Below are 24,270 nucleotides of genomic sequence, written 5' to 3'. Positions count from 1 at the left end.
TTTCAATTGAAAGGTATTCCAATTACTGATAAAATTCCTGAATTAGAGATTGCTCTCAAGGCTGTTGAAATGGCAAGTAAAGCAATTTTAGAAATTTATCAAGGAGATTTTGAGTCGTTTACAAAGAGTGATGATTCTCCAATTACTGAGGCAGATATTAAAAGTAATAATATCATTAAAGAGATTCTCTCACAAACAGATCACCCAATATTGTCTGAAGAAGATAAGGATGATCTTAATAGATTATCAGAGGATACTATTTGGATAGTAGATCCACTTGATGGAACTTCTGATTTTATTGATAAAACTGGTGAATTTACGGTTATGATTGGATTAATTAAAAATAAAAAACCAATTCTTGGTGTGATTGGTTGGCCTACAGAAAAAACATTCTTTGTTGCACAAAAAGGAAGTGGTGCATTCAAATATTCTAATGATGAATGGGAGAAAATTTCTGTGACCAAAGTTTCAGATCTTTCTAAATGTAGAACAGTTGGATCAAGACATCATTTGTCAGAAAAGGAAAAATTATTTATCAAAAAATTAGGTATTGAAGATTTCACTAGTATTGGTAGTTCATTAAAAGTAGGGAAAATTAGCTCAGGTGAAGCTGAAGCATACATTACTACTACAAATAAAATGAAAGAGTGGGATTCTGCAGCATCGTATTGTATAATTGCAGAAGCTGGAGGAAGAATGACAGATATGTTAGGAAATGATATCACATACAACAACAAAGAGGTTTGTCACCAAAATGGAATTTTGGTGACAAATGGATTAGTTCATGATAAAATTATTGAAGAATTTAAAAAATTAGAGTAGGTTTCTTTCTTTAAGAAAGTCCTTTACTTTATTTGCACTATCAGAAAGAGGTTCATTTTCTGTATCAACTATCAAATCAGCATTTTCAGGTGCCTCATAAGGATCATCAATTCCTGTAAAACCCTTGATTTCTCCTTTTCTTGCTTTGGCATACATACCTTTGACATCTCTTTCTTCACATTTTGCAAGTGAACATTTCACATAAACTTCTGCAAATTGATTGCCAGCATCAATAATCTCTCTAGCATTTTTTCTATTTTCAGAATACGGAGAAACTAGAGATACTACACTTGGAACGCCATGATTAAGCAAAAGCTTTGCCAAATGAGCAACTTTTTTGTTATGCTCATCACGTCCTGCTTTTGAAAAATCTTTTGGAGAGAACCATTCTCGTAGTTCATCTCCATCAAGCATTGCTAAGTTTGGAATATCATTTTGCAAGTCTTTTACGATGGTAGTCTTTCCTGAACAAGGAAGACCAGTCATCCAAAGAACAAAAGGTTTCATAAACAAAAATATCAAAACAACCCATAAAGAGCTTACGTTAATTTTTAGCCCAAGGTTGTTTTTCTAAATAATCAATCTCTGCAATCATTTCATCGACTTTTTTAACTATTGCAAATACCGATTTGTACTGTTCATACATTTCAATTTCTTCTTCTTTAGACAAGACATTGGCTTCTGCGTCATCAAAAAATTTATTTTCTTTGTTTAGATGATCATTTAGGAAAATAGCATAAGTTCTCAAATATCTTGATACTGGTTCTTGTGCATCTTCACCATTTTTCCATCTTTTTAGATGGTGCGATATTTGTCTGGCAATATTCCTTCCAAATTCATGTTCTATCATAAATTTTCGTATTTCTTCCTTTAGAGTATCATAGCTTGCAACACATGGAAAATACGAATCTTCCTCTCTAGAGTGATGAATAGTATCAATAAATTCTGAAATGACTATAGTGATTTTTGTCAGGTCTGAAAATGGGATTTTTGTGCCTTTATACAGTTCATCAGAACATTTGAATACTAATTTTTCTAAACGACGAACTTGATCATGATCAGCACGGAGTTGATTTGTAGCACTCAAGTAAGAAATCTATTTTCATTGTTGATTTAATGTGTATCTAAAATCAATCAAGGAGCTAAAATTATCAAATAAATCTGATTTAATTTCCTTTTCTAAAAGAATATTTTTAGTCATAAATGAATCCAATAATTTTATCAGTATTGCAGTTGTTTAGAGGGCAAATAGAAGATTTTATTCCATTATCAAATTTTGATTCAAGTTCAATTTTAGACAAATTAATTGAAATACAAAATTCTATAGGCACATTATCCATTCAAGAGGGGCCAATTGCTTCAGCTCATGTTATTTTACTTGCAGCAGGCGTTGTAATTTTTCTTGGAGTTGCTGGTGAAGCATTTTTCAAAAAAACTGGAATTCCTGATGTAGCATTTTTAATGATTCTTGGAGTAATTATTGGACCAGTTTTCGGATTAATTCAACCTGAAGCTGTAATTCAAGTGGTACCATACTTTGCAGCACTTGCACTAATAATTATCATGTTTGATGGAGGGTTGAATCTAGATATCAAACACGTAATTAGAACTGCACATTTTTCAGTAACATTAGCAGTTTTAGGTTTCATTCTATCTGTTGCTATGATTACATTTGCAGCTCATTATGCTTTAGGATGGTTATGGCTTGAGAGTATTTTGTTAGGATCAATTGTTGGTGGAAGTAGTTCTGCAATTGTTTTTGGTCTTGTGAGAAATATCAAAATTTCAGAAGAGACCAAATCCATGCTAAGTTTTGAATCTGCACTAACTGATATTTTAGCGACAATTATTGCATTCATATTATTTGAAGCAGTACTTGCAGGACATTTTGATCTACAAACATTAGAGCATACTCTTGGAAGAGCAATTATTGTTGGTTTAGTTCTTGGATTTGGCGTAGGAATTCCTTGGATGTATGTCTCAACAAAGCTTGGAAATGCTCAGCACGCGTATATGTTAACATTAGGAGTTCTATTTGTTTTATTTTTCTTGGCAAATTCATTTGGAGAATCCGGGGCTTTGACAGCTCTAGTGTTTGGTTTAATGGTTGGAAATAAAAAACATCTCTCAAAAATACTCAGATTTAAGCTGCCAAAAATTGAGATGGATGATCCTACACATAATCAATTAACATTTTTGGTAAGATCTTTCTTTTTTGTATTTGTAGGATTAATGGCAAGTTTTGGACAGGTAGAGTATCTCATATTTGGAGTTTTAATTACAGTCGCAGTTTATTTTGGAAGAATATTTGTTGGCAAAGTAACACTGACAAAAAGATTTTCTCTCTTAGATAGGGCAGTAACAAATGCTATGATTCCAAGAGGATTAGCAGCTGCAGTGCTTGCTACTTATCCAATAACTATGGGAATATCAAATGCAGAAGCATATCCGCAACTTGTTTTCTTTATAATATTATCATCAGTAATAATCACAACAATAGGATTAGGAAAATCAAAAAAGATTCCTCCTCCTGAATCAGTTGAAGGTGGTTTTGTTAAACCGACTGAAGATTCTTAAAAATAGATTGTTCTAAACTATGTTTTTTAAAATGGAAATTATAGATCTAATGATTCTTTGAGGCCTTTGTACCTATTTCGAATGGTTACTTCAGTAACATTTGCTGCTTCTGCAATATCTCGCTGAGTCTTATCCTCACCGTTTTTCACACAAGATAGATACAATGCTGCTGCTGCCAAACCCATAGGATCTTTTCCAGCTGATACCTCATTGTCTTGAGCCATTTTTAGAACCTTTGTTGCATGTCTTTTTGTTTTCTCTGCAATTCCAATTCTACTTGCAATTCTTGCAACACATTGAATTGAATCAGTTACTGGCATCTTCAAATCAAGTTCTTTGACTAGTAATCTGTAACATCTTGCAATATCTTTTCTTTTGATGTTAGCTGCTTGCTCTACATCTTTGAGATTTCTTGGAGTTTCAGTATCTCTGCATGCAGCATAAAGAGCTGATGCCATAAGAGCAGAAATGGAACGACCTCGAACTAGACCTTTCTCTAGTGCTTTTCTGTAAATGTATGCAGCTTTTTCAATTACTGCATCAGATATTGCTAGTTTGTCTTTTAGTCTGTTTAATTCACTAAATGCCTGCCTAAAATTTCTATCAACTGGTTCATGAACTTGGCTTCTGCTATCCCAAGTCCTTAGTCTTTCAATAGTGCTTTTCATAGACGATGTTAGTGGTCTGCCAGATGCATCTTTGTTTACAGGGTTGATAATTGTTGCAAGACCCATATCATGCATTGTCAATGATGTTGGTGCACCAGCTCTTGCCTTGCTTCCACCCTCATCTTGGGTAAAGGATCTCCATTCAGGTCCTGCCTCTTGTAGTTTTTCAGTAATTACAAATCCACACTTTGAGCAAAACATTTCTCCTGATTCATTATCAGTAACTAGTTTTCCTTGTGCACATCTTGGACATAGATCCTTTCCTTTACTTACCATGATTATTTCTAGAATCCTAGAAATTATGGTATTTATGAATCAACAAGTTTTTTTCTTAAAAGTCCATTGAAAATTTGAGGCTGATAATAATACTGAATAGTCATTATTGAGTAATTCAGAGTATGAAGTTTTGGTTTGTTCCCCTGCTAATTGGAATAATTGTTTTGATTCCACCTATTCATGCAGAAACTCTAACACAGAATCTCGATGGAGGAGTGGATATTCAAATTACATATCCTGAGGAGATAGTATCTGGTAGAGAGGGAGTCATCTCAATTTTAATTAAAAATAATGGGTGGGAAAATAAAGAGAACATTTCATTAGAGTTTTTCTTTTCAGTAATTCCTGGACTAATCATAGAACCATCAGATAGTATTTCTTTGGAAAAACTTTCTCAGGGAGGATCATATGGTGAAAATATCAGCCTACAAATCCCTGTTGATGCAAGTTTGGGAGTACATTTTCTAAATTTAAAATATTCTCACGTTCTTGTTGCAAATAATGAAACACCACAACTACCATTTTTTCATGATATTGCAATTCCAATTACAATAAAACAAGACCCAAGCATAACAATTCGCACAAAAATGCCTGAATCAATTTTTTCAAATGCAGAATTCCCAATAGAGGTAGAAGTCTTATCAAAAGACATTGACATTACAGATGTTAGAATAAAGATAATTCCTCCAAAAGACATAGAATTTAGAGGAGAGACGCTTCATTCTTTCTCGAAAATAGAGAAAAATACGCCTATAGGAATTACATCTCAAATTACTACACCAATTAATGAAGTAAATACAGAATACAAACTTCCATTTCAAATCATTGTTACATATACTGATGATGTAGGGGCAGACAAAGAAGATTCACAGACAGTTTCAGTAGTATTGAGACCTAGAACATTTATGGAATTAACTACAGATGGAGGAATTTGGATTGGAAGTTTCTTTATTGCTCCATATGTAAGTCTTGGAACAGTTATAGGAATTCCTGCAGGTGCTATCATTACATTACTAATTAGAAAGAAACAAAATTTTAGCAAAAAACGCCCAAAAAAGAAAACACGCTAAGCTTTCAGTTTTTCTTGAATTCTTTGAGTGTATTTTTCACTATATTCATTGAATAGTTTAATTTTGTTTTGAGCCAAAGCCATCGCACCAGGTCTAGTGTTAATGTGATCTTGAGCAATTTTTTGTTCTTTTAATAATTTTTCAAGACTCTCTTTTGAAGATGATTCTAATTCCTCAAGTAAAATAGTAAATTCTTTTTCAAGATTATTTTTTGTGTCAGGGATTTCAGGGGGTTCAGCACCAATTATCTCTTTAGTAGTTATTTTTCCAAATACTTTCTTATCTAATTCAAGCAATAATTGAAAATTAAATAAGCGGTATAAATTTTATTTTATAATATTTCATCAAAGTGAGTGCAGTGCAATCAAACGTTTTATCTTTCTGATAGTTTTTAGTAAATAATCATGGCCTATTGTGTAGGTGAATGCAAGAAATACAAGGCTCTCAAGCCAATACAGATTGGAAGATATGCTGCAGGACAAAAGAGATGTAATTATTGTGAAATATTTGTACAAGTTGATGGTATTGTTTGTCCTTGCTGTAAAAGTCAGCTTAGATGTTTACCTAGAAGTAGAAAAGGAAAGGAAAAGTATCTAGCTCAAATTGAAGGGCAGATATGATTAGATTTTTTTAAAAATTACAAATTTGGGAATTTATCACGCCTAAGAAATAAAGTTCTATTTATAAGAAATCAGTTCAAGTAAGAATATGGCAATTCCGGCAGATATTGAAGAGTATGTTGAAAAACATATCAAGTTAATGATTTCTCAGACTGAGACATACTTACCATTTATCAAAGTTGCATTTCCATATTCAAATAATGTAGCTGATGGAGTTTACAGTCTGATAATTGGAAGTGCACTATCTGTATTTGTAAATCAATATGGAATGAAAATGAAATATCCAACTGCAGAAGATTTTGCAGACTTTGGGAAGGTTGCTCTAAAATACAGAGATCAAGTAGACAAATTTTTTACATAATCAAGCCAGTTCACCCAGGAAATGAACAGTTTCATTTGTTACAACAACTGTTCTATCTTTTGGAACATGGTATAGCTTTTTTGAACCAGTATATGATTGGACTATAATCTTTGAGAATGGATCTTTGAGTGATTTGTACAAAATACCTTTTTCACCAACTGATTGGGACCAATGAGTTCCTTGAACAAAAGATATTGTTTGAAATTTTACAACTTGGTAAGAATAGACCATTTTCATTAATTATTAATTATTGCACTCATTAAGGATTTTCCTCCAATTAATGCTGTAATTGATAAACCAATATTTGCAACAACATTGATTGCAAGTGCTCCATAGTGATTATTCTCAAGAAGATTACTAGAATCAAGTGCAAATGATGACATTGTAGTTAGTGATCCACAAAACCCTACAGCTGCAAAAAGAGAGTACCTACCATCAAGATTCCATTGTTCTGAAAACACTACAAATGCACCAAGGATAAATGCTCCAGCAACATTGACTATCAAAACATTGACTGGTAATGTATTGAAAAGTAAAGGGGATTCAGATATTTTGTATCTTAGAAATGCTCCAAGTACTGAACCTACTGCAAGAAAAACAAATTCTAAACCTTTCATCTACACCATACAGATTAACTATCATTATTAGTGCTATTTGGAAGATTCTGAGGCTAATTTGTGCCTAATCAAGTTTGAATTTGATATACAAGTCTATAGTTTTTATAGGTTCAATATTTTTTCAGACTAAATGACCCTTAAACTAAGATGTGACGACTATGGTTTTGAGTGTGAATTTATCCTAGATGGAGAAAAAACTGTAGGACTGATCGAGAAACTAAGAAATCATTTTGAAGAAGAACATGGAATTGATTACACAATGGAAGCAGTAACTCAAATGATTACAAACCGTGGACATTCTTTAGAATCAATTAAAAAATAGTTTTTTTAAAATATTATTTTTCATTTTTAACATTTATTACAATGTGCATCGTTATACAATTAACTAGTTAGTTTCAAATAAATTCTAGGAATTTTTAGTTTGCAAATTCATGATCTTAATACAAAATTACCTGAAACAAACTCCTTTTATTTTATAATCACCCATAGTAACTAATAGTGTTAGAAAATTATTCAAATGATTATGATGTCAAGTGTGAACTAGATACTTGCAAAACCTATCCTGCAATAACAGATTCTGAAAGAGGAGAAATTGTTTGTGGGGGTTGCGGTCTTATTCTAGTGCAAAACATGTCTGACGCATCATATGAAAGCAACGGTTACACTCAGGAAGACTTTATGAAGTTAGCAAGAACAGGTCCTGCAACATCATTAACAATGAATGATAAAGGATTATCAACTGTAATTGGTACCAATAAAGATTCTACTGGAAAAACATTATCCAACAAAACAAAATACGAATTCAACAGACTACGAACATGGGATCAAAGAAGTAAATCAAGAAAGACTGCTGCATTAAGCAAGGCTTTTACATTACTTCATGGAATGAAGACAAAGTTAGGAATACCAGATAATGTTGTTGAAAATGCTGCCTACATCTACAGAAAAGCAGTAAATGCAAAATTAACTAGAGGAAGAACAATGGTTTCATTGGTTTCAGCCTCGTTGTATGCAGCATGTAGAGAAAATAACATCCCCAGAACATTAGATGATGTTGCTGAGGCTGGAAATGTTGAAAGGAGAATACTTTCCCGAGATTTGAGAACCATAATCAAAAAGCTTGAATTGAATCTTAATCAATATGACACTTCATCGTTTATCTCAAAAATTTCAAACAATATGAATTTGAAAGAGAAAACCAAACGAGATGCATTTGATATACTAAAACGATGTGAGAAAGAAGACATAACTGCTGGAAAACACCCCGTAGCACAAGCTGCTGCTTCATTATACTTAGCATGTATAATGAATGGTGAAAAAATTAGTCAAAAGAAATTTTCAGTAGAATCTGGAGTAAGCGATGTTACAATAAGAAACAGAGCCGTCTTGATTAAGAAAACATTAAAGCTTAATGAGTAGAAAATTCAAAAAAAATCCTACAAGTTAATTGTAGGAGAAAATATTTTTTCAAAGATTACATCTTTTAGTCTATTTGCCAAATCTATTATTACACGTAGTTGTTCCATTGTAATTTCTTTAAGACTTGAAATTGTATCGTTTAATTCTGTTATCTGTTCTTGTAATCTATTCTTTTCATTTTTTAGACTAGATATCTCTCCTTGAAGATTGGTGTTTTGTTGTTTTAGTTTGTCATTTTCTTCAGTTAGGCGTTTTATTTTTTCTGATTCAGATTCTTCTGGGAATGGTGCCGGTGCTGGAGATGGCTCTGGCATACGAATGGGTTCTGGTTCCGGAGATGGCTCTGGCATTTCTGGTGGTTCTGGTTCTTGTTCTGTTTCAATTGCCAATGCAAATGGAATACTAGTAAACAGAATCATCAGACTTAAAACTAGACTAGATTTCATTTTTTTCTCATACAAACTAGAATAATTTTGTATTTGAATATGATTACTAATTTCTAATAATGAAAAAGAGAGTTATTTGTAGAAATCAGGCTCTTGATCTTTCTTTTGTTTAGGAAGATCTTCCATTACTGCTTGAACTACTTCATTGTGGTTGTATGTTAGGTGTCGAAGAAACTTTGCTGATTCATCTGCTCTAGTTTTTTCATCAGCAAATAACATCTCAGGACTACTCAATTCTGCCATCATGGTATTGCACTCTTGGCATGGATTAAAGTCAAGATACAGTTTCATTGATTTGTCTCATCACCCTTAGTATTTAGACTATTTTATGGATTGGGGATAGGAGCCTCCTTTTTTTGAGGCTTTACCTTATCTATTGAATCAATCAAATCTTTTTGGGTGATCTTGATTTCTTTAACATTTTGAGATTTTCCACTAACATACCTCTTCAAAGCAGTTATTGCTGCTATGTTTGCAACGGCTGCAATTTCTGCACCGCTAAAGCCATCAGTTAGTTCAACTAGTTTTGTAATGTTGACATCACTGGCAAGTGGTTTCTTTTTTGTATGAATCTCAAAGATATGTTGTCTTCCCTTTGTATCAGGATTTGGAACTTCAATGATTCTATCAAATCTACCTGGTCTTAGAAGTGCTTCATCAACAATATCTAATCGATTTGTAGCACCAATGATTAACACATTGTGTAGTTCTTCGAGTCCATCAATTTCAGTTAATATTTGTGAGACTACATTTTCTGTGACATGAGAACCTGAATCTCCACTACCTCTTCGAGGTACAAGTGCATCTACTTCATCTAAGAAAATAATACATGGTGCTGCTTGTCGTGCTTTTCTGAAAATTTCTCTTACTCCTTTTTCAGATTCACCTACCCATTTTGAAAGTAATTCAGGGCCTTTGATGCTGATAAAGTTGGACTCTGTCATTTTTGCAAGTGCTTTTGCAATCAATGTTTTTCCAGTTCCAGGTGGACCATGAAGTAGAATTCCTTTTGGAGATTCTATGTCAACATAATCGTATGCATCTTTGTATTTCATAGGCCATTCAACTGCCTCTAAGAGTTCTTCTTTTAGTTTATCTAAACCTCCAACATCATCCCAACTAACATCTGGTATTTGGACTTGGACTTCTCTTAGTGCACTTGGTCTTACTTCTTTTAGTGCATCTCTAAAGTCTTCACTTGTGATTTGGATCTTTTGCAGAATCTCTGATGAGATTTTTTCTTCATCAAGATCAATCTCAGGTAGAATTCTACGAAGAGATCTCATTGCAGCCTCTTTGGATAAAACTTCCAAATCAGCTCCTACAAATCCATGTGTTATTTTTGAGATTTGTTTAAGATCTACTTTTTCATCAATTGGCATTCCACGTGTGTGAATTGAGAGAATATCAAATCTCCCCTCAGTATCAGGAATTCCAATTTCTATTTCTCTATCAAATCTACCGGGTCTTCTAAGTGCGGGATCAATTGAGTCTGGTCTATTTGTTGCTGCAATAACTACAACTTTTCCTCTAGACTTCATTCCATCCATTAGTGTCAATAGTTGTGATACTATTCTCTTCTCAACTTCTCCAGATACCTCATCTCTCTTTGGAGCAATAGAATCAATTTCATCTATGAAAATAATACTTGGTGAGTTTTCTTCTGCCTGTGAGAATATTTCTCTAATTTTCTCCTCACTTTCTCCATAATATTTTCCCATAATTTCTGGACCACTAAGTGAAATGAAATGGGCATTAGTTTCTCCAGCTACTGCTTTTGCAAGTAGAGTTTTACCCGTTCCAGGTGGGCCATATAATAAAACACCTTTTGGTGCCTCAACACCTATTTTTTCAAATAATTCTGGATGCCTCATTGGTAATTCTACCATCTCACGAATTTTTAGTACCTCATGTTTTAGGCCTCCAAGTTCATCATATGTAATTCTTGGAACGGATGTATCAACTGCTTTAGTCATTGAACCTAGTTTGAATATGGTGTTTTCAGTAACAATTACTGGTTTTGATGGTTTGGTACTAGTTACAACAAACTGAACTCGTCCTCCCATTTGGGTATTCAAAGATACAGAATCTCCTGTTGTAAATACATGATTTAGATAATTGTAAATCATGTATTCTTGTAATCCATCAGCTGAGATTTTTTCAGTTGGAGATAAAACGATCTGTTCTGCATTTTCAGCTTCGACTGATTTTAATGAAATTTTATCGCCAATTGCTGCACCAATATTTTGTCTTGTCATTCCATCTATTTTGATTATTCCTGTACCATATTCTTCAGGTGCACCTGGCCATAGTTTTACATGTGTTTTTTTGTTATACGCTAATTCTAATATTTGTCCAGTATTCCATTTTTGATCCTCGATAATTTTAGGATCAACAATTGCTCTACCTTTTCCAACATGTTGTTGTGGAATTTCATCTATTTTTAAAATAATTTCACTCATATCATTACCTCAAAAATTAAGGGGGGTTTATTCAACCTCCACCGTTTTGCCTTTTGGTTTTTCCTCTTCAATTAACTTGAAGAGAATTTCTAAAACTCCATTTTTGTAAGAAGCCTTTGCAGAGTTCTCATCAATTTTTTGTTGAACTGGAACTTTTACATGGTATTTCTTTTGACCATGTTCTGCAGAAAGATCTACAGTTTTGTTTTCAACTACAATTTTGACATCAGTCTTTTCTACTCCTGGCATCTCAGCTATGAGTTTTACTACTTTTTCCTTTTCATCGACTATGGTGTCAACTACTGGTTCTCTTGTATCAGAAGTTGGGAGAAGGCCTGGTTTGACATTTCCGTACTCTTTTACAACGGGTTTTCCATCTGGACCAACGGTCATTGTATATCCATAATAAAATGGACCAGAGGTAGAACCATTACCCTTGAATTCCTCAAAAATGTCATCTATATCAAAAAAAGAGTTTGACATTCTCTTGAAGATTCTATCAAATTCACTATCAAAGAACATTGTCATATTCACCTATAATATGTAATGTATATGACATTATATAAAGATTATTGTAATTTCCTTGATTTCTTACATAATCCTATTATAATTGACATATTATAATAATTTTAATGAGAGTTGCAAGCATGTCAATTCCTGAAGTTGTAAGAGAGATCATTACTAGAAATCGTTCAATTTATGATTGCATGAAAATGGATTTGATTAACTATACAGCATTGGCTGTAAAAATTCAACCAGAAATTGAAAAAATTCTTGGAAATCCAGTTAATCTCAATACAGTAGTTGTTGCAATAAAACGATATGCAGATTCATTTGACATTAAAGAAGAGATCAGAGAGGAATCAGTTTTGAAAAATGCTAGATTGGCGCTAACTGATGGGATAATGGACATTAAATTTTCAGTGAAGGAATCAGATGAGATGGATCCTATGGCTATACTAGATAAATTCTCAAAGGTTACAAACAATTATGAGTTTTTTAGATTATCTGATTCTTTTAGATTTCTAACTGAAGATTTAGAGGATATAAGGCAAATTTTCAATAATGTACCAAGCAGGGAGGATATGTTTAGTACCGGTCTTGCAAAGATTAGAATTTCAATACCTATTACACAAAACCAGTCAGACGTAGTCTCTTATGTTGCCGAAGTATTACATGCAAATGGTATAGAGCTTGTAAATGCATTTTTCAGTCAAGATAGTATCATAATTATCCTAAATGAAAAGGATGCCTCAAGGGCTTATGATATCTTACATTCAGATATTATGAGAGCCTGAAAATTTTATGAATAATAATATCATTTTAGATATTAATCTCATAGGATATATTCAGTAATTTTGTGGGTAGAGGTAAATGGCTCGAAATAGGAAAAAAATTGTTGTTTTAGGAGGAGGTTTTGCAGGTCTAGAATGTACTAGGAAATTAGAGAGTTATTTTAAAAATGATTCAGAAATCGAGATTGTGTTAGTAAGTGAAGATAATTTCTTGCTTTTTACGCCAATGTTACCTCAAGTAGCATCAGGAATGATTGAGACAAGACATATTGTAATGCCAATTAGAACAATTACAAAAAAGGCAGTTTTTTACGAGGGAAGAGTCAAAAACATTGATCCATATGGAAAGATTGTTAATTTATGGGGAAGTAGAGACAAGAGAGGAATTTCAATTCATTATGATTTTCTAGTTGTTGCATTAGGTAGTGAAACTAACTTTTTTGGAATGATTGATCTTGAAAAAAATGCATTCCAAATGAAGACACTCAATGATGCAGTTCTTGTAAGAAATAGAATTATTGATATGCTTGAGCAGGCTGAAAATGAGACTAATCCAATTTTAAAGAAAAGTCTTCTAACTTTTGTTATTGTAGGAGGGGGTTTTGCAGGAATAGAGACAGCAGGAGAATTAATAGATCTTCTTTTAGATGTAAGAAAATATTATCCAAATATCAAAAAAGAAGATATTCGTGTAATTGTTTTAGAAGCATTACCAAATATTTTACCTGGGTTTAGTGAAAGTCTAGCAAAGTTTGCACAAGAGAAATTAATTGGACATGGAGTTGAGATAAAGCTTCAGACAGCTGTTACAAGTTTTAATGGAGATGAAGTTATGATAAAAAGATTAGATGTTGATAAAGATGCAATTGATGAAACAGTAGTAAGTTCCATACAATCTAAAACTGTAGTTTGGACTGCTGGTGTTACACCAGTTAATACAATTAAAAGATCATTATTCAAAACAGATAAGGGGAAAATTATTGTTGATGATAATTTAGAAGTAGTTGATTTTCCAGGGGTTTTTGCAATTGGAGACTGTGCATTATTTCTAGATCCTAAAACTCAAAGACCCTTTGCACCTACTGCTCAAATTGCAGAAGCGCAGGCAAAGGTTGCAGCTAAAAATCTTTATTCATTAATTAAAAATCAAGAAAAAACAAAATTTGTTTATGAATCAAAAGGTCAAATGGCAATAATTGGAAAAAGAACAGGAATTGCTACATTTTTGGGTATGAATATTCACGGTATTGTAGCATGGCTACTTTGGAGAAATGTTTATTTGTCAAAAATACCCACATGGGATAAGCGTTTTAGAGTATTTCTTGATTGGGCAGCAGACATTTTCTTTGATAGAGATATTTCCAGATTAAAATTCATGAGACGTGAGCCTGAAAAAGAATACAAAGTACTTGATGAAGTAGATGATGTTTGGTAAAAAGAGAATTTATTTTTAATTATTAAGAAATAGAACTGGATTTATAGAAATTTTCTTTTCAAGCTATATACAATAATTACCGGAGCAATAAAGTACATTCCCATATTCATTACGATTATTCCAATACCATATCCTAACATCTCTTCTTCAGAATCAATTTCTACATAATTTAGAATTGATAAAGAAGACAACATAGGAGTAATTGAGAATTTTACTATTTCTTTGAAAATAGAATTTTCCCTTTCATAATCAGCTATTATTGGAGAAAATGAATAGTAAAATTGGTTGAATGTACTCATAAATGCCATTCCGGATTCTGTGGATAAAATGGTATTATCTCTAAGCTCTCTTAGTTGCTGAACTTGTGGGGCAAGTTCAGAACCATATGTTGCAGTTGCAATTAAACAACCACCACCTTCTTCTTGATTTTCATTTGATTCAGTGGTGAGATTATTGTTTTCATTTGATTCAGATATAATTTTAAAAGAATCAACAGTTTCCTCAAATCTTGGGAGTTGGGAATCAAATTCATTTATTCCATTGCTATAAGAAAGAGAGTAAAATTTTTCAGAGCCATAAACCATAATTTCTCTAAATTTAACATTGTAATTTTGACCATTTGATGAAAAAGTTCCTTCTGCATCAATTGCAAAAGCTTGATTTCCATGAACAGTTATTTTTTCTTGAGAAATGATATTCAGTTCTCCAGATTCAACTACAGGTTTTATTGTTTCCATTTTTTCAGAGATTAGATCATCAAGACTTCTTTGATTTGTTTGTTGTACTGTTAAGGAGATAACTGGGTTGATCTCTCCTATTTTAGGTCCAACTGCAACCACATCAGGGGAGTTTGGTTGAGTTTTGTCAGGCTGTTGCAATAACCAACCTGCAGGTGCACTAAATGCAATACCATGTTCAGGACTTTCATATTTTTGATTTCCAGTTGATGGGGTTTCAATGGATCGTGTTCGTTCTGGTTCAGATAACAGTAATAGATTTGGAATGTCAGATTCGTTTACAATTGTAACTTTAGTAATTTTTACTTCTTCAGGAATAATTGGTCTGTCATTATCATCTGTTTGAACTCCAGCTATTTTATCAAGCGTTTCAAAACTTTCTTCAGTCACCAATCTACCAAATACTGTATATTGTTCATCAAGAAAGTTAGAATCTTTGTGAACTATAAAAAATTGAGAACCACCACTATTAGGATCAGCAGATCTTGCCATTGAAACAATTCCACGGTTGTGTTTTATTGTATTAAATTCTGCATTTACTCTTTCATCAGGACCTCCCATTCCCCAAGTGTTAGGATCACCATTTACAGTATTAGGATCACCTCCCTGAATCATAAAACCTGGAATAATTCTATGAAAGAGAGTTCCATCATAATATCCGCTTAAAGATAATTTGATAAAATTTTCAACATGTTTTGGTGCGTCATCATAGAAAAATCCAATAGCGATTTTTCCTAAATTAGTTTCTAAAATAACTACGGGATTAGTTAGATTATTGTAATTTACAACTTGAGCAAATGCCAAATTTCCGAAACTGACTAATATTATAGACAAAGTCATTATCAGAAATATTTTATTCAATATTTTTTTTCAAAACGGCTTACATAAAAGCTAATTGTATTAGTTTTTAACAACCTCAAACAAAATAATCAATATGCATCCTGATGAGAAAATTCAGGCTCATTTAGTTTCAGTCTGGAGAGAATCTAAAAAATTCTTTTCTATTGGAGGAAAAGAAGGAATGTTGATTTTGACTGATAAGCATTTGATGTTTATTCATAAAACAGAGTCAAAAATGAATTGGTGGAAGGCAATTACTCAAAGACAAGTAGTGAATTTTATCAAATCAAAAAATACAATGATTCGTCATGATGGATATGACGAAAAAGAGTTAATGAATGATGTAGAAGATGAAAGAAATGTAGAATTATCATTTGATGATATTTCCAGTATTAATTATGAAGAAAAAGAATGGGGAAGTCCATTGTTAATAGAATATGAAAAAGATGGAAAACGAGAGAAATTTCAGTATTCAATTGCTCAAGATTGGGTAAAATATCCTGTTAAAGAACCCATGAAATACATGAAGGTTGACTGGGAGCCATTTGTGCAATATATTAAAGACAGGCAAAAATTTACAAAGTAAAATTGGGAAAAATTTTTGCTGTTGGTGTTGGGCCTGGTTCTCCAAAATATGTAACTGAGATTGTTAAGGAGATAATTCAGAATTGTGATGTAATAATCGGGTACAAATACACGTTAAAAACAATAGAGCATCTAATTGAAGGAAAAGAAGTTTATGAAATTACTATGAATGATCAAGAAAAATCTTATCAAGAAATTCTTCCAAAATTAGAGGATAGAACATTAGTGATTCCATTTACAGGTGATGTGAATTTTTCTGAATCAGAAGTGGTAGACAGATTAATTGAAATTTTTGGCAAAGTAGAAATCATTCCAGGAATTAGTTCAATTCAAGTTGCTGCATCAAGAGCTCAAGTTCCTCTTGACAAATCTAAAGTAATTACGATGCATGTGACTACTCCTATTGAAGATAAAAAATTAGAGTTACAAAAAGCTTTGATTGATGGTTTTAGTGTAATTTTAGTTCCAAGGCCTTGGCCCAAACAACCAGACAAACACTTTATGCCATCAGAAATTGCAATTTATCTTAGAAAAAATAATTTTGATACTAGTAAAATTAAAGTTCATGTTTATGAGGCTATAACAACTGAAAATGAAACAAGTTTTGAAGGAACAGTAAAAGATTTGGAAGGAAAAGAATTTTCAGACTTGTCAGTAATGGTTTTCAATCAAACGAGTTTAGATTCATATATGAATTATCGATGGCAGTGGGAAAATTAATTTCCCAAGTTTTGACCTTTACCTAAAACTAAATTATCTGATGTTGGAAAGACATATGCTACAATCTTCATCCAAGTGTAATTAGGATCATACAATCTGTAAAATCCTGCATTCTCAAATGTAATGTTTATTGATTCACCTGGCTCTATTATACCAGTAGAAATTCTTCCATCAGGTTCAAAAGGATTGTATCGGTCACCATAGTTTTCTTTTCCACTAAGAATACTATGAGATACTACATCATCATTTACAATAGTTATAGTTGCACCTGGTGTCACTGAAATTCTATCATTAGAAAAGAATCTTAAATTAATTGCAGAGTTAACTCCTGGAGTAATATCATCAGTTGTTTTTAATCCTGATGAGCCTTTAAGAATATGAATAGTTAGATTTTCGGATTGTTTTGTATCTGTAGAAACTGGGGAAATTTTAGAGAGTTTAGATAATTTAGTAGTGTAAAGAATTTTGTAACTATCATCTATAGTTGTAATTCTTCCAGTAAATCCATAAACTGATGCATCTTTGCTTTCTTCAACTAATCTTCCAAAGAAGCTAATTGAAGTATCAAATCCATTTGAACTTTCTATATTTCCATTAATTCTAACATATTGACCTTCACGTAAGAATTTTCCATTTAGTTTAGAGATTGTAAATTCTTCGTTATCTAATGTTACAAATCCATCTTCAATAATAAAATTAATTGTACTTCCACTTTGTTTTTGAGAAGATAGTCCCAAATCAATTTCAGATGTTCTAATTGATTCTTCAGTAACAGCAAATCCAGATCCTTCTAAAAGGAATGCTTGATTTTCAGAAATTTCAGCAAATGATTCATTTATGAAATATCCTGATGAAAATGCAATTAATGCTATTAGAAATACAAGTGCTTTCATGATTAATTTCTCTTTTAATTTGGTTTATAATTTGCTACTAAATTATTTTAGACATACTAGGCAAAACCAAATTTGTATGAAAAATTAGAATCCAGGCATCTGGAAACCTTCTTGTTGAGCTAATTCTAACATATAAAATTCAAGATATCCTCCTGCTAAAAGAAGTCCAATTACAACTCCAATTTCTATTATTGTTGGTTTGATAAATGAAACTAGATTGACTTTTTTAGAAATTGCTCTAATCAAAATGAAACTTCTAGAAATTCCTAAGGAGTATGCTACAAGCTCCATCAATCCAAATGGTGATAAAAAAAGAATGGCTAGAGGAGGAACATCTGCTAGAATTGGAGTAGTAGTAGCTATTGCTGCAAAAGCATATCCCGTCGACCAAGCAGCGAAAAGTCCCCACGCTACTCCAAAACCAGGAATAAACATTGGTAATGCAATTGTAGTGTTGTGTGTAAAGATTCCAAATGCATCAATATCTAATACTAATTCCTCAAATTCAGACATGAATATTTTAGCCTCTTCATCACTTACAGTTGAAATGGAACCTATCTGATAAGCAGAAGCAAAAATTATTAGAAATATAAAAAATGTAATTATTCGAATTTTATTCATATTGGCATTGATTACGAATGATATTTGAGGGTTAGTGTGGGCGCAGATTTAATTAAACCAGATAATATTTTTGTGTATGAAAAAGGAATTGTCCTTTGCATTAAACTATGCATTAAACAAAGGATTCCAAATTCATCCAGATGCCTTTAAAATATTAGAAAATGTAGATGTTAAAAAATTAGAGAAAATTATTAAAGAAATTGTAAGAGAGAAAACCAAACAAAAATTATTTCAGATTAATCAAGATGATTTGGAGACATATTTAGGAATCAAAGAGGATCTTACATTACAAAGTAAAATCAAGATACTATCTGAGCCTACTAGTAAAATAACATCAGGTGAAGGGGTAAAAGGTTACAATGCTTTGTTTTCTAGTCGTTTTAACAAGTTAAAAAGAATTATTTCAGATAGACCAGAATCTAAAATGCTCAAATCTGCAGCTTCTGTAAAAACAGCAAAATCTGAAGAGGATGTCTATGTTTGTGGTCTTCTAACCACAAGAAATGTTGAAAGAAATATCACTAAATTGATTTTAGAAGATCCATCAGGGACTTTTGAGGGTATAATTTTTGATAATGAATTACAAAAAACAGCCAATACTCTATTAATGGATCAGTTTGTTATGGCTAGAATTAGTGTTGGAAAGAATTCAGGATATATTATAAAAGATTTGATTTTACCAGATATTCCAGATCAGGCTAAAAATAAATCCGAATCTGAAACATATGCAGTTTTTCTATCGGATCTTCATATTGGAAGTAAGTACTTTATGGAAGAGGAGTTTTCCGAGTTTGTTTCTTGGTTATCAAGCCCTGATCCTGTTGCAAGAAAAATTCGTTTTGTTCTAATTGGTGGAGATGTAGTAGATGGTGTTGGAATTTATCCAAATCAGGACAAAGAATTAGTCTGTCAAACAATTCAAGAGCAATTAAAAAAAGCAGAAGATTTGATTGATAAAATTCCAAAAAATGTGAAAATTATCATAATGCCTGGCAATCACGACCCTGGAAGAAGAGCACTTCCTCAACCTGCTATTCCAAAAAAATACAATTCAGGTTTATGGGAAAGGGAAAATGTGGTAATGGTTGGAAATCCAGCTTTAGTATCATTGAATGGAGTTAAAATTATGATGTTTCATGGCCAAAGTATTGATGATATTGTCAAGACTACACCAGGTCTAAGTTATGACAAACCAACCAATGTTATGCGACATCTTCTTCGGGCAAGACATCTTAGTCCTATTTATGGTAGTCAAACACCAATAGCACCTGAAATGGAAGATCTTTTAGTTATAGAGGACATTCCGGATATTTTTCATGTAGGTCATGTTCATAGGGCAGAATTAGATATGTACAAAGGAATTTTGTTAGTAAATTCTGGCTCTTGGCAAAAACAGACACCATTTCAAGCTAGTGTAGGTATGACTCCAAATCCAGGAATTGCTATAATGGTGAATCTAAAAACTTTTCAAGTCTTCCATGAAAACTATAGTTCAAATTCAAACAATATCTTGCAAAGTTAAATCATCTTTGAAAGTCTTTTTGATCATTTCTGATGAAATTGTAAGTTTGTATTTTTTTGTCCTTCCATGAATTCCTTGATGAATTAATCTTCCAGAGATTAAACCAGATAATTCAATTTCACTTAACATTTGTGTGATTCTTCTTTGGGTTAATTCGTCTTTTCCAACTACCTTACATAGATTTTTGTATGATGAGTAAATTTCTCCAGTAGAAGAGCCGTTTGCCTTCATTATGGCTATAAGGACCAATTTTTCGTGTAGTGGGAATGATTTGAGAGATTTTTCTTCTTTGTTTTCCTCAATTTTTTGGGAGGCTTCTCTAACATGCTCTATTGTGACTTTATCAGATTGTTGTCGCTCAGCAAGTTCTCCTGCCACACGAAGCAAATCGATGGCCCTACGTGCATCACCATGTTCTCCCCCTGCCAGAGCAGCAATTAGGTTTAGTGCAGGTATATCTACAGAATTTTCAATAAATGATTCATTGATTCTTTCTTGAAGAATTTTTTTTATTTGTTCAACATCATAATTTGTAAAAACTACCTCCTCTTCTCCGAGGCTGCTAATAACTCTGGGATCTAATTTTTCTTTAAAAGTAAGATCATTTGAAATTCCTACCAAAGTCAGTGAGCCTCCTTCTTCAAGTCGTTCATTTGCTCTGGTAAGTTGATAGAGAATATCTTTTCCTGTTTTTGCCACTAATTGGGCAAGATAGTCAATTTCATCGATTACAAAAATAGCATTAAGTTTTCCATTTCTTATTTTGTTTAGTAGTCTTTTGAATACTTCACTGATTGCAAGGCCAGTGTTTGGTAATTCGTCCTCTTCTAAGCCTAATTGCCTGCCTAGACTGACTAATAATCCGTATAATGTTGTCTCTTCTTTTGAATTGGTGTAGATTAATTTAATTGGAAAATCTGATTTCTCTACTCTTTCTTGAATTTTATCAATTACCCTTCTTACTACGAGTGTTTTGCCTGTTCCAGGTTTTCCATAAACTAAAAGATTTGATGGTCTTGATTGTTTTAAAATTGGTAATAATGATTGGGTGACTTGTTCTAATTCAGATTCCCTATGCAAGATAATTGGTGGTTTGTAGGAAAAGTGAAGGCTTTCTCGATTTTTTATAATTGATTTTCCAGTTTCAGCTGCATCAAGCATTCTATCTATCGGATCAGACATACTCACACACCTTCATTTCCAATGCATCTATCATATTCATATCTAAATTAATAGAGTATAGAATAGAACAGTAATTGTAGTTTAGTTTGTAATTAATTATTTTTAGTTAGTTTTAGATTTTCTTAAAAAAATAATTAAAAAAAGATAGAGTGGAAATATTGGTGTGTGGGTTAACTCCCAAAATTATTTGAAATTAACAATTTTGTTATTGGTTTGTTAAGAAAATCTAAAAAACCCCCATTTTACCCCCTTTATTTCCATTCCAGGCGTTAAGATGGATGTTAACACTGTGAATATCAATAAAACACCCCTTTATTTCCACTCCAGGCATGAAAATACTCTAAAAATAGACTGATTATGAAGAATGATTGTTAATAACAAAAACAAGGTTAGGCGTGGCCTAGGCAGTCAACGTTAACAAACTAGTTAGTTAACAAAGATTCTGGGATCAATTGAACTGTTAATGACTGATCCATTAGATCTCTAAGATGGCAAACAAACGCATTCGTATAGGTATGGAAGACTCAGATGGAGCCAAATATGATATTAAATTAGAAGGAAACGTAACTAGAGAAAAGGTTCTCAAAATATTCGAAATGATGGACTTAATGAATATTGAAGAAGAGCAACCTGAAACCACTAATATGGATTCAATAGGCTCAAAAATCTGGTTTATTGTAGATAAATTCTTCCCAATGGGCAAATTTACCTCTACAAACATACTTGAAAAATATGAAGATGAATTTAATGAGCCAATAAAACTTAGTATAATCTCCACTTATTTGTCAAGATTCTCGTCAAAAGGTAGGGTGGATAGGTCAAGAACTGGTCGAGAATGGACATATCAAACTATTAAAATCGGACAAAAACAAGAATTATCAACTAAGAAATAGTGACTTTTCTAACCAATAACCTATCTTTTCCAAGAATCACTTTAACATATTCACCTTTTTGGATATCCATATACTTTCTAAATTGTTTAGGGATAGAAATTGTTCCTGCAGAAGTAATTTTTACTAAAACTTCATTTTCTTGTACTGACATAATCATGTTATAATTTAATATTATATATAATTTATTAAAATATCTAATTATTAAATAATAATAAAATAGGACTAATTTACAGTATAATTTTTAAAATTATTAGAAATTTAATAGGAAATATTTTTTAAAATTATTTTATGCAATTGAAGGATTTGTTTGAACCTCTTCAACCTTTGCTAATCCTTTTTCAGTAATTGAATATGTGTATGGTTTTGATTCTGTATTTCTTTCAACATAACCATCATCAAATAGTTTTTTCATTAGTCTTGAAGTATGCTCTCGACTTCTCTTTAATGTGATTTGGATATCACGTGATGTCATAGCTTTGTTTGTGATTAATTGCAACACATGATTTGTTGGGTTTGTATGATCAATATTTGTAATATTAGGCATGGAAACAGGTTTTTCCTGTTTGATTTCAGGAACAACTACTTTCTCAATTGGTTTTTCTTCACTTTTATTCTCAGTTAATTTCTCTAAGATTTGTTTTAATTCTAAGTTTGGTTCATCTGCTTTTTGCTCAATTCCTTGAATTTCTAATGCATCTAGGCGTATTTTCATATCAATTAACTGTCTTTCATAGTACTCTAAACGCTCAGATTGTGAGGCATCAAACACTTCATTTTTAGTTTTAACAAAAGGACGTATTTTGTAGTATAGATACAATCCTCCTAACCCAACAATAAATGCTAAAATCACACCTAAAATCACTTCAGGATCAGGAATCTCTATTAACATCACAACTTTTACGCCTAATTCGTGATTTATCGTGATTGAACAATATTATTTCACACTTTAGATTAACTAACTCACACATTTTATCACAGAGAAGTCAAATTGAGATGAATAAGCATAATCACACATATCACATATTGCATGCCTGTCGAATGAGCCTATCTATCACACTAATCACTTCATCTTCTCTTTCAGGAAATATATCACTCTCATTAATCACACTAATCTGTTCTGAGAGTTTTGATATCACATCTATATCATCAGGCAAAAGTATGCCTAATCCTCGTAAAAGTATGATTGAATAGAATAAACCAATTAATTTGTCTCTAGATTGACCAACTTGCCTGTAATACGCACCTTTACTGATAGAAAAACTAGATTCAAGAAGATCTTTCTGATTTAAAATAATTTCAATTTGTCTCTCTGTAAACAAAGATTTTTTGATGATTTTACGTATAATATTGTTAAAATTAGATTCTTCTAACTCCTTCATAGCTATACAAATCTGTATACTGCATTCCAATTAAACTTTAAAGAGTCATCTACAAACCCATTTTATGACTGAAAATAAAGTTGAAGAATTCCTAAAATTAGAATTAAAAAAGAAAAATGCATTACTATTTGTGTTAATTGATTCAGAAGTTTCTAATTTAGAGGCATCATCTAAACTTGCAAAAGATGTAGAAAAAATTGGTGCCTCAGCAATTTTAGTAGGTGGATCTTCTGCAACTGATCAAATTGAGATGGCACAAGTTGTTAAAGGAATAAAACAAGGAATTAAGATTCCAATTATCTTATTTCCTGGTAATGTTACAGGTGTTGTGCCTGATGCAGATGCAATTCTGTTTAGTTCCTTAATGAACTCAGAAAATCCTTATTTTATCACTCAAGCACAAGCCTTAGGCGCTCCAAGTGTTCTCAAATTTGGTTTAGAACCTCTCCCAACTGCATATTTAGTAATAGGTGAAGGAACATCTGCCTGGTTTGTAGGAGCTGCTAGGGGAATTCCCTTTGAAAAACCAAAAATTGCAGCAGCATATGCCTTAGCCGCTCAATTTCTAGGGATGAGATTTGTATATCTAGAGGCTGGCTCTGGAGCAAAATCCAACGTTACTCCTGAAATGGTGCAAACAGTAAGACATGCATTTAATGGATTTTTAATTGTTGGAGGCGGTATCAAAGATGTGAAAACCGCAGAAAGCTTGGTTAAAGCAGGAGCAGATGCCTTAGTTATTGGAACATTTCTTGAAAAAGGAGGAAGTATTTCAAAACTAGAAGAAATAGCAAAAGCAATTCAAAGAAGCAAGTAATAGAACACATACC

At 32.3% G+C, this 24,270-nt stretch carries 31 protein-coding genes; 14 read left to right on the top strand and 17 right to left on the bottom strand.

From position 1 onward, the window contains the following. Nucleotides 1–6 precede the first annotated feature (6 nt). Nucleotides 7–822, top strand: coding sequence for a 3'(2'),5'-bisphosphate nucleotidase CysQ family protein (locus C6990_RS01665; protein ID WP_182127996.1), 816 nt, complete (start codon nt 7–9; stop codon nt 820–822). Here C6990_RS01665 and cysC read toward each other — a convergent pair. Both cysC and C6990_RS01655 read right to left on the bottom strand, forming a co-directional pair. After that, complete coding sequence (gene cysC / locus C6990_RS01660; protein WP_182127995.1) at nt 814–1,329, bottom strand: adenylyl-sulfate kinase; 516 nt, start codon at nt 1,327–1,329, stop codon at nt 814–816. The two genes, C6990_RS01665 and cysC, sit on opposite strands and share 9 nt — an antisense overlap. 37 nt (nt 1,330–1,366) lie before the next feature. Continuing rightward, entirely contained in the window at nt 1,367–1,909 is a 543-nt protein-coding gene (locus tag C6990_RS01655; RefSeq protein ID WP_182127994.1) for a hemerythrin domain-containing protein, read from the bottom strand. Between the two features lie 116 nt (nt 1,910–2,025). Here C6990_RS01655 and C6990_RS01650 point away from each other — a divergent pair, with 116 nt between their 5' ends. Next, nucleotides 2,026–3,399, top strand: coding sequence for a cation:proton antiporter (locus tag C6990_RS01650; protein ID WP_182127993.1), 1,374 nt, complete (start codon nt 2,026–2,028; stop codon nt 3,397–3,399). A 38-nt stretch (nt 3,400–3,437) separates the two neighbouring features. Here the strand turns inward: C6990_RS01650 and C6990_RS01645 are convergent, their stop codons facing one another. After that, the gene (locus C6990_RS01645) at nt 3,438–4,343 is read right to left on the bottom strand and encodes a transcription initiation factor IIB (RefSeq protein WP_182127992.1); all 906 of its coding nucleotides are present in this window, start codon (nt 4,341–4,343) and stop codon (nt 3,438–3,440) included. Between the two features lie 122 nt (nt 4,344–4,465). Between C6990_RS01645 and C6990_RS01640 the strand changes: the two genes are divergently transcribed. Further along, the gene (locus C6990_RS01640) at nt 4,466–5,413 is read left to right on the top strand and encodes a COG1361 family protein (RefSeq protein WP_182127991.1); all 948 of its coding nucleotides are present in this window, start codon (nt 4,466–4,468) and stop codon (nt 5,411–5,413) included. Here C6990_RS01640 and C6990_RS01635 read toward each other — a convergent pair. Continuing rightward, nucleotides 5,410–5,709 carry a hypothetical protein gene (locus tag C6990_RS01635; protein WP_182127990.1) on the bottom strand — a complete coding sequence of 100 codons (300 nt, stop codon included), beginning with the start codon at nt 5,707–5,709 and terminating at the stop codon, nt 5,410–5,412. The two genes, C6990_RS01640 and C6990_RS01635, sit on opposite strands and share 4 nt — an antisense overlap. A 108-nt stretch (nt 5,710–5,817) precedes the next feature. On the opposite strand from C6990_RS01635, the gene C6990_RS01630 reads away from it, so the two are divergent. After that, nucleotides 5,818–6,033 carry a hypothetical protein gene (locus C6990_RS01630; RefSeq protein ID WP_182127989.1) on the top strand — a complete coding sequence of 72 codons (216 nt, stop codon included), beginning with the start codon at nt 5,818–5,820 and terminating at the stop codon, nt 6,031–6,033. Nucleotides 6,034–6,121: 88 nt separating this feature from the next. Continuing rightward, complete coding sequence (locus C6990_RS01625; protein WP_182127988.1) at nt 6,122–6,394, top strand: hypothetical protein; 273 nt, start codon at nt 6,122–6,124, stop codon at nt 6,392–6,394. On the opposite strand, the gene C6990_RS01620 is transcribed toward C6990_RS01625, so the two are convergent. Continuing rightward, on the bottom strand, nt 6,395–6,625 hold the full coding sequence (locus tag C6990_RS01620) for a hypothetical protein (RefSeq protein ID WP_182127987.1): 231 nt from the start codon (nt 6,623–6,625) through the stop codon (nt 6,395–6,397). Nucleotides 6,626–6,630: 5 nt separating this feature from the next. Then, nucleotides 6,631–7,011 (bottom strand): fluoride efflux transporter FluC, encoded by a 381-nt coding sequence (locus C6990_RS01615; protein WP_182127986.1) that lies wholly within the window; start codon nt 7,009–7,011, stop codon nt 6,631–6,633. Nucleotides 7,012–7,141: 130 nt separating this feature from the next. Between C6990_RS01615 and C6990_RS01610 the strand changes: the two genes are divergently transcribed. Further along, nucleotides 7,142–7,333: a DUF1059 domain-containing protein gene (locus tag C6990_RS01610; RefSeq protein ID WP_182127985.1), complete on the top strand. Its 192-nt coding sequence runs from the start codon at nt 7,142–7,144 to the stop codon at nt 7,331–7,333. A gap of 176 nt (nt 7,334–7,509) precedes the next feature. Then, nucleotides 7,510–8,430, top strand: coding sequence for a transcription initiation factor IIB (locus C6990_RS01605; RefSeq protein ID WP_182127984.1), 921 nt, complete (start codon nt 7,510–7,512; stop codon nt 8,428–8,430). Nucleotides 8,431–8,447: 17 nt separating this feature from the next. Here the strand turns inward: C6990_RS01605 and C6990_RS01600 are convergent, their stop codons facing one another. From C6990_RS01600 to hsp20, 4 genes are all read right to left on the bottom strand, one after another. After that, complete coding sequence (locus tag C6990_RS01600) at nt 8,448–8,876, bottom strand: coiled-coil domain-containing protein (protein WP_182127983.1); 429 nt, start codon at nt 8,874–8,876, stop codon at nt 8,448–8,450. Between the two features lie 72 nt (nt 8,877–8,948). Further along, nucleotides 8,949–9,167 carry a hypothetical protein gene (locus tag C6990_RS01595; RefSeq protein WP_048114480.1) on the bottom strand — a complete coding sequence of 73 codons (219 nt, stop codon included), beginning with the start codon at nt 9,165–9,167 and terminating at the stop codon, nt 8,949–8,951. 35 nt (nt 9,168–9,202) lie between these two features. Continuing rightward, nucleotides 9,203–11,338, bottom strand: a complete 2,136-nt coding sequence (locus tag C6990_RS01590; protein WP_182127982.1) for a CDC48 family AAA ATPase — start codon at nt 11,336–11,338, stop codon at nt 9,203–9,205. A 27-nt stretch (nt 11,339–11,365) separates the two neighbouring features. After that, complete coding sequence (gene hsp20, locus C6990_RS01585; RefSeq protein ID WP_182127981.1) at nt 11,366–11,866, bottom strand: archaeal heat shock protein Hsp20; 501 nt, start codon at nt 11,864–11,866, stop codon at nt 11,366–11,368. A 119-nt stretch (nt 11,867–11,985) separates the two neighbouring features. Between hsp20 and C6990_RS01580 the strand changes: the two genes are divergently transcribed. Together C6990_RS01580 and C6990_RS01575 are read left to right on the top strand one after the other, a co-directional pair. Further along, entirely contained in the window at nt 11,986–12,636 is a 651-nt protein-coding gene (locus C6990_RS01580) for an ACT domain-containing protein (protein ID WP_255465088.1), read from the top strand. A gap of 76 nt (nt 12,637–12,712) precedes the next feature. Further along, entirely contained in the window at nt 12,713–14,068 is a 1,356-nt protein-coding gene (locus C6990_RS01575; RefSeq protein WP_182127979.1) for an NAD(P)/FAD-dependent oxidoreductase, read from the top strand. Between the two features lie 41 nt (nt 14,069–14,109). Here the strand turns inward: C6990_RS01575 and C6990_RS01570 are convergent, their stop codons facing one another. Further along, nucleotides 14,110–15,666 carry a peptidylprolyl isomerase gene (locus C6990_RS01570; RefSeq protein WP_182127978.1) on the bottom strand — a complete coding sequence of 519 codons (1,557 nt, stop codon included), beginning with the start codon at nt 15,664–15,666 and terminating at the stop codon, nt 14,110–14,112. Nucleotides 15,667–15,739: 73 nt separating this feature from the next. On the opposite strand from C6990_RS01570, the gene C6990_RS01565 reads away from it, so the two are divergent. Both C6990_RS01565 and cbiE read left to right on the top strand, forming a co-directional pair. Beyond that, the gene (locus C6990_RS01565) at nt 15,740–16,231 is read left to right on the top strand and encodes a hypothetical protein (protein WP_182127977.1); all 492 of its coding nucleotides are present in this window, start codon (nt 15,740–15,742) and stop codon (nt 16,229–16,231) included. Nucleotides 16,232–16,233: 2 nt separating this feature from the next. Continuing rightward, on the top strand, nt 16,234–16,950 hold the full coding sequence (gene cbiE / locus C6990_RS01560) for a precorrin-6y C5,15-methyltransferase (decarboxylating) subunit CbiE (protein WP_182127976.1): 717 nt from the start codon (nt 16,234–16,236) through the stop codon (nt 16,948–16,950). On the opposite strand, the gene C6990_RS01555 is transcribed toward cbiE, so the two are convergent. Next, the gene (locus tag C6990_RS01555; protein ID WP_182127975.1) at nt 16,947–17,843 is read right to left on the bottom strand and encodes a cupredoxin domain-containing protein; all 897 of its coding nucleotides are present in this window, start codon (nt 17,841–17,843) and stop codon (nt 16,947–16,949) included. The two genes, cbiE and C6990_RS01555, sit on opposite strands and share 4 nt — an antisense overlap. A gap of 84 nt (nt 17,844–17,927) precedes the next feature. Continuing rightward, nucleotides 17,928–18,464 carry a stage II sporulation protein M gene (locus C6990_RS01550; RefSeq protein ID WP_182127974.1) on the bottom strand — a complete coding sequence of 179 codons (537 nt, stop codon included), beginning with the start codon at nt 18,462–18,464 and terminating at the stop codon, nt 17,928–17,930. Between the two features lie 76 nt (nt 18,465–18,540). On the opposite strand from C6990_RS01550, the gene C6990_RS01545 reads away from it, so the two are divergent. Then, complete coding sequence (locus C6990_RS01545) at nt 18,541–19,986, top strand: DNA-directed DNA polymerase II small subunit (protein WP_182127973.1); 1,446 nt, start codon at nt 18,541–18,543, stop codon at nt 19,984–19,986. Here the strand turns inward: C6990_RS01545 and C6990_RS01540 are convergent. Next, complete coding sequence (locus C6990_RS01540) at nt 19,963–21,168, bottom strand: Cdc6/Cdc18 family protein (protein ID WP_182127972.1); 1,206 nt, start codon at nt 21,166–21,168, stop codon at nt 19,963–19,965. The two genes, C6990_RS01545 and C6990_RS01540, sit on opposite strands and share 24 nt — an antisense overlap. Nucleotides 21,169–21,656: 488 nt before the next feature. On the opposite strand from C6990_RS01540, the gene C6990_RS01535 reads away from it, so the two are divergent. After that, on the top strand, nt 21,657–22,061 hold the full coding sequence (locus C6990_RS01535; RefSeq protein ID WP_182127971.1) for a hypothetical protein: 405 nt from the start codon (nt 21,657–21,659) through the stop codon (nt 22,059–22,061). Here the strand turns inward: C6990_RS01535 and C6990_RS01530 are convergent. The 3 genes from C6990_RS01530 to C6990_RS01520 all read right to left on the bottom strand — a co-directional run bounded on the left by C6990_RS01530 (nt 22,051) and on the right by C6990_RS01520 (nt 23,440). Further along, on the bottom strand, nt 22,051–22,212 hold the full coding sequence (locus tag C6990_RS01530; protein WP_048114515.1) for an AbrB/MazE/SpoVT family DNA-binding domain-containing protein: 162 nt from the start codon (nt 22,210–22,212) through the stop codon (nt 22,051–22,053). The genes C6990_RS01535 and C6990_RS01530 overlap by 11 nt on opposite strands. A 135-nt stretch (nt 22,213–22,347) precedes the next feature. Further along, entirely contained in the window at nt 22,348–22,950 is a 603-nt protein-coding gene (locus C6990_RS01525) for a winged helix DNA-binding protein (protein ID WP_182127970.1), read from the bottom strand. Between the two features lie 127 nt (nt 22,951–23,077). Further along, nucleotides 23,078–23,440: a hypothetical protein gene (locus C6990_RS01520; RefSeq protein ID WP_182127969.1), complete on the bottom strand. Its 363-nt coding sequence runs from the start codon at nt 23,438–23,440 to the stop codon at nt 23,078–23,080. Between the two features lie 64 nt (nt 23,441–23,504). Here C6990_RS01520 and C6990_RS01515 point away from each other — a divergent pair, with 64 nt between their 5' ends. Beyond that, nucleotides 23,505–24,257 carry a phosphoglycerol geranylgeranyltransferase gene (locus C6990_RS01515; RefSeq protein ID WP_182127968.1) on the top strand — a complete coding sequence of 251 codons (753 nt, stop codon included), beginning with the start codon at nt 23,505–23,507 and terminating at the stop codon, nt 24,255–24,257. Nucleotides 24,258–24,270 lie beyond the last annotated feature (13 nt).

It is taken from the genome of Nitrosopumilus sp. b3, assembly GCF_014078525.1.
In the GTDB taxonomy this organism is placed as follows: domain Archaea; phylum Thermoproteota; class Nitrososphaeria; order Nitrososphaerales; family Nitrosopumilaceae; genus Nitrosopumilus.
Note: the sequence above shows the minus strand (reverse complement) of the source record. Positions and strands in the feature narration are given on the sequence as shown.

Excerpts from the sequence above, each read along its gene's own strand:
- C6990_RS01600 (WP_182127983.1), bottom strand. The coding sequence starts at position 8,876 with ATGAAATCTAGTCTAGTTTTAAGTCTGATGATTCTGTTTACTAGTATT.
- C6990_RS01580 (WP_255465088.1), top strand. The coding sequence starts at position 11,986 with ATGTCAATTCCTGAAGTTGTAAGAGAGATCATTACTAGAAATCGTTCA.
- cysC (WP_182127995.1), bottom strand. The coding sequence starts at position 1,329 with ATGAAACCTTTTGTTCTTTGGATGACTGGTCTTCCTTGTTCAGGAAAG.
- C6990_RS01625 (WP_182127988.1), top strand. The coding sequence starts at position 6,122 with ATGGCAATTCCGGCAGATATTGAAGAGTATGTTGAAAAACATATCAAG.
- C6990_RS01520 (WP_182127969.1), bottom strand. The coding sequence starts at position 23,440 with ATGAAGGAGTTAGAAGAATCTAATTTTAACAATATTATACGTAAAATC.
- C6990_RS01545 (WP_182127973.1), top strand. The coding sequence starts at position 18,541 with ATGAAAAAGGAATTGTCCTTTGCATTAAACTATGCATTAAACAAAGGA.
- hsp20 (WP_182127981.1), bottom strand. The coding sequence starts at position 11,866 with ATGACAATGTTCTTTGATAGTGAATTTGATAGAATCTTCAAGAGAATG.
- C6990_RS01555 (WP_182127975.1), bottom strand. The coding sequence starts at position 17,843 with ATGAAAGCACTTGTATTTCTAATAGCATTAATTGCATTTTCATCAGGA.
- C6990_RS01535 (WP_182127971.1), top strand. The coding sequence starts at position 21,657 with ATGGCAAACAAACGCATTCGTATAGGTATGGAAGACTCAGATGGAGCC.
- C6990_RS01595 (WP_048114480.1), bottom strand. The coding sequence starts at position 9,167 with ATGAAACTGTATCTTGACTTTAATCCATGCCAAGAGTGCAATACCATG.
- C6990_RS01610 (WP_182127985.1), top strand. The coding sequence starts at position 7,142 with ATGACCCTTAAACTAAGATGTGACGACTATGGTTTTGAGTGTGAATTT.
- C6990_RS01615 (WP_182127986.1), bottom strand. The coding sequence starts at position 7,011 with ATGAAAGGTTTAGAATTTGTTTTTCTTGCAGTAGGTTCAGTACTTGGA.
- C6990_RS01550 (WP_182127974.1), bottom strand. The coding sequence starts at position 18,464 with ATGAATAAAATTCGAATAATTACATTTTTTATATTTCTAATAATTTTT.
- C6990_RS01640 (WP_182127991.1), top strand. The coding sequence starts at position 4,466 with ATGAAGTTTTGGTTTGTTCCCCTGCTAATTGGAATAATTGTTTTGATT.
- C6990_RS01525 (WP_182127970.1), bottom strand. The coding sequence starts at position 22,950 with ATGTTAATAGAGATTCCTGATCCTGAAGTGATTTTAGGTGTGATTTTA.
- C6990_RS01540 (WP_182127972.1), bottom strand. The coding sequence starts at position 21,168 with ATGTCTGATCCGATAGATAGAATGCTTGATGCAGCTGAAACTGGAAAA.
- C6990_RS01650 (WP_182127993.1), top strand. The coding sequence starts at position 2,026 with ATGAATCCAATAATTTTATCAGTATTGCAGTTGTTTAGAGGGCAAATA.
- C6990_RS01645 (WP_182127992.1), bottom strand. The coding sequence starts at position 4,343 with ATGGTAAGTAAAGGAAAGGATCTATGTCCAAGATGTGCACAAGGAAAA.
- C6990_RS01590 (WP_182127982.1), bottom strand. The coding sequence starts at position 11,338 with ATGAGTGAAATTATTTTAAAAATAGATGAAATTCCACAACAACATGTT.
- C6990_RS01530 (WP_048114515.1), bottom strand. The coding sequence starts at position 22,212 with ATGTCAGTACAAGAAAATGAAGTTTTAGTAAAAATTACTTCTGCAGGA.
- C6990_RS01565 (WP_182127977.1), top strand. The coding sequence starts at position 15,740 with ATGCATCCTGATGAGAAAATTCAGGCTCATTTAGTTTCAGTCTGGAGA.
- C6990_RS01515 (WP_182127968.1), top strand. The coding sequence starts at position 23,505 with ATGACTGAAAATAAAGTTGAAGAATTCCTAAAATTAGAATTAAAAAAG.
- C6990_RS01620 (WP_182127987.1), bottom strand. The coding sequence starts at position 6,625 with ATGGTCTATTCTTACCAAGTTGTAAAATTTCAAACAATATCTTTTGTT.
- C6990_RS01630 (WP_182127989.1), top strand. The coding sequence starts at position 5,818 with ATGGCCTATTGTGTAGGTGAATGCAAGAAATACAAGGCTCTCAAGCCA.
- C6990_RS01575 (WP_182127979.1), top strand. The coding sequence starts at position 12,713 with ATGGCTCGAAATAGGAAAAAAATTGTTGTTTTAGGAGGAGGTTTTGCA.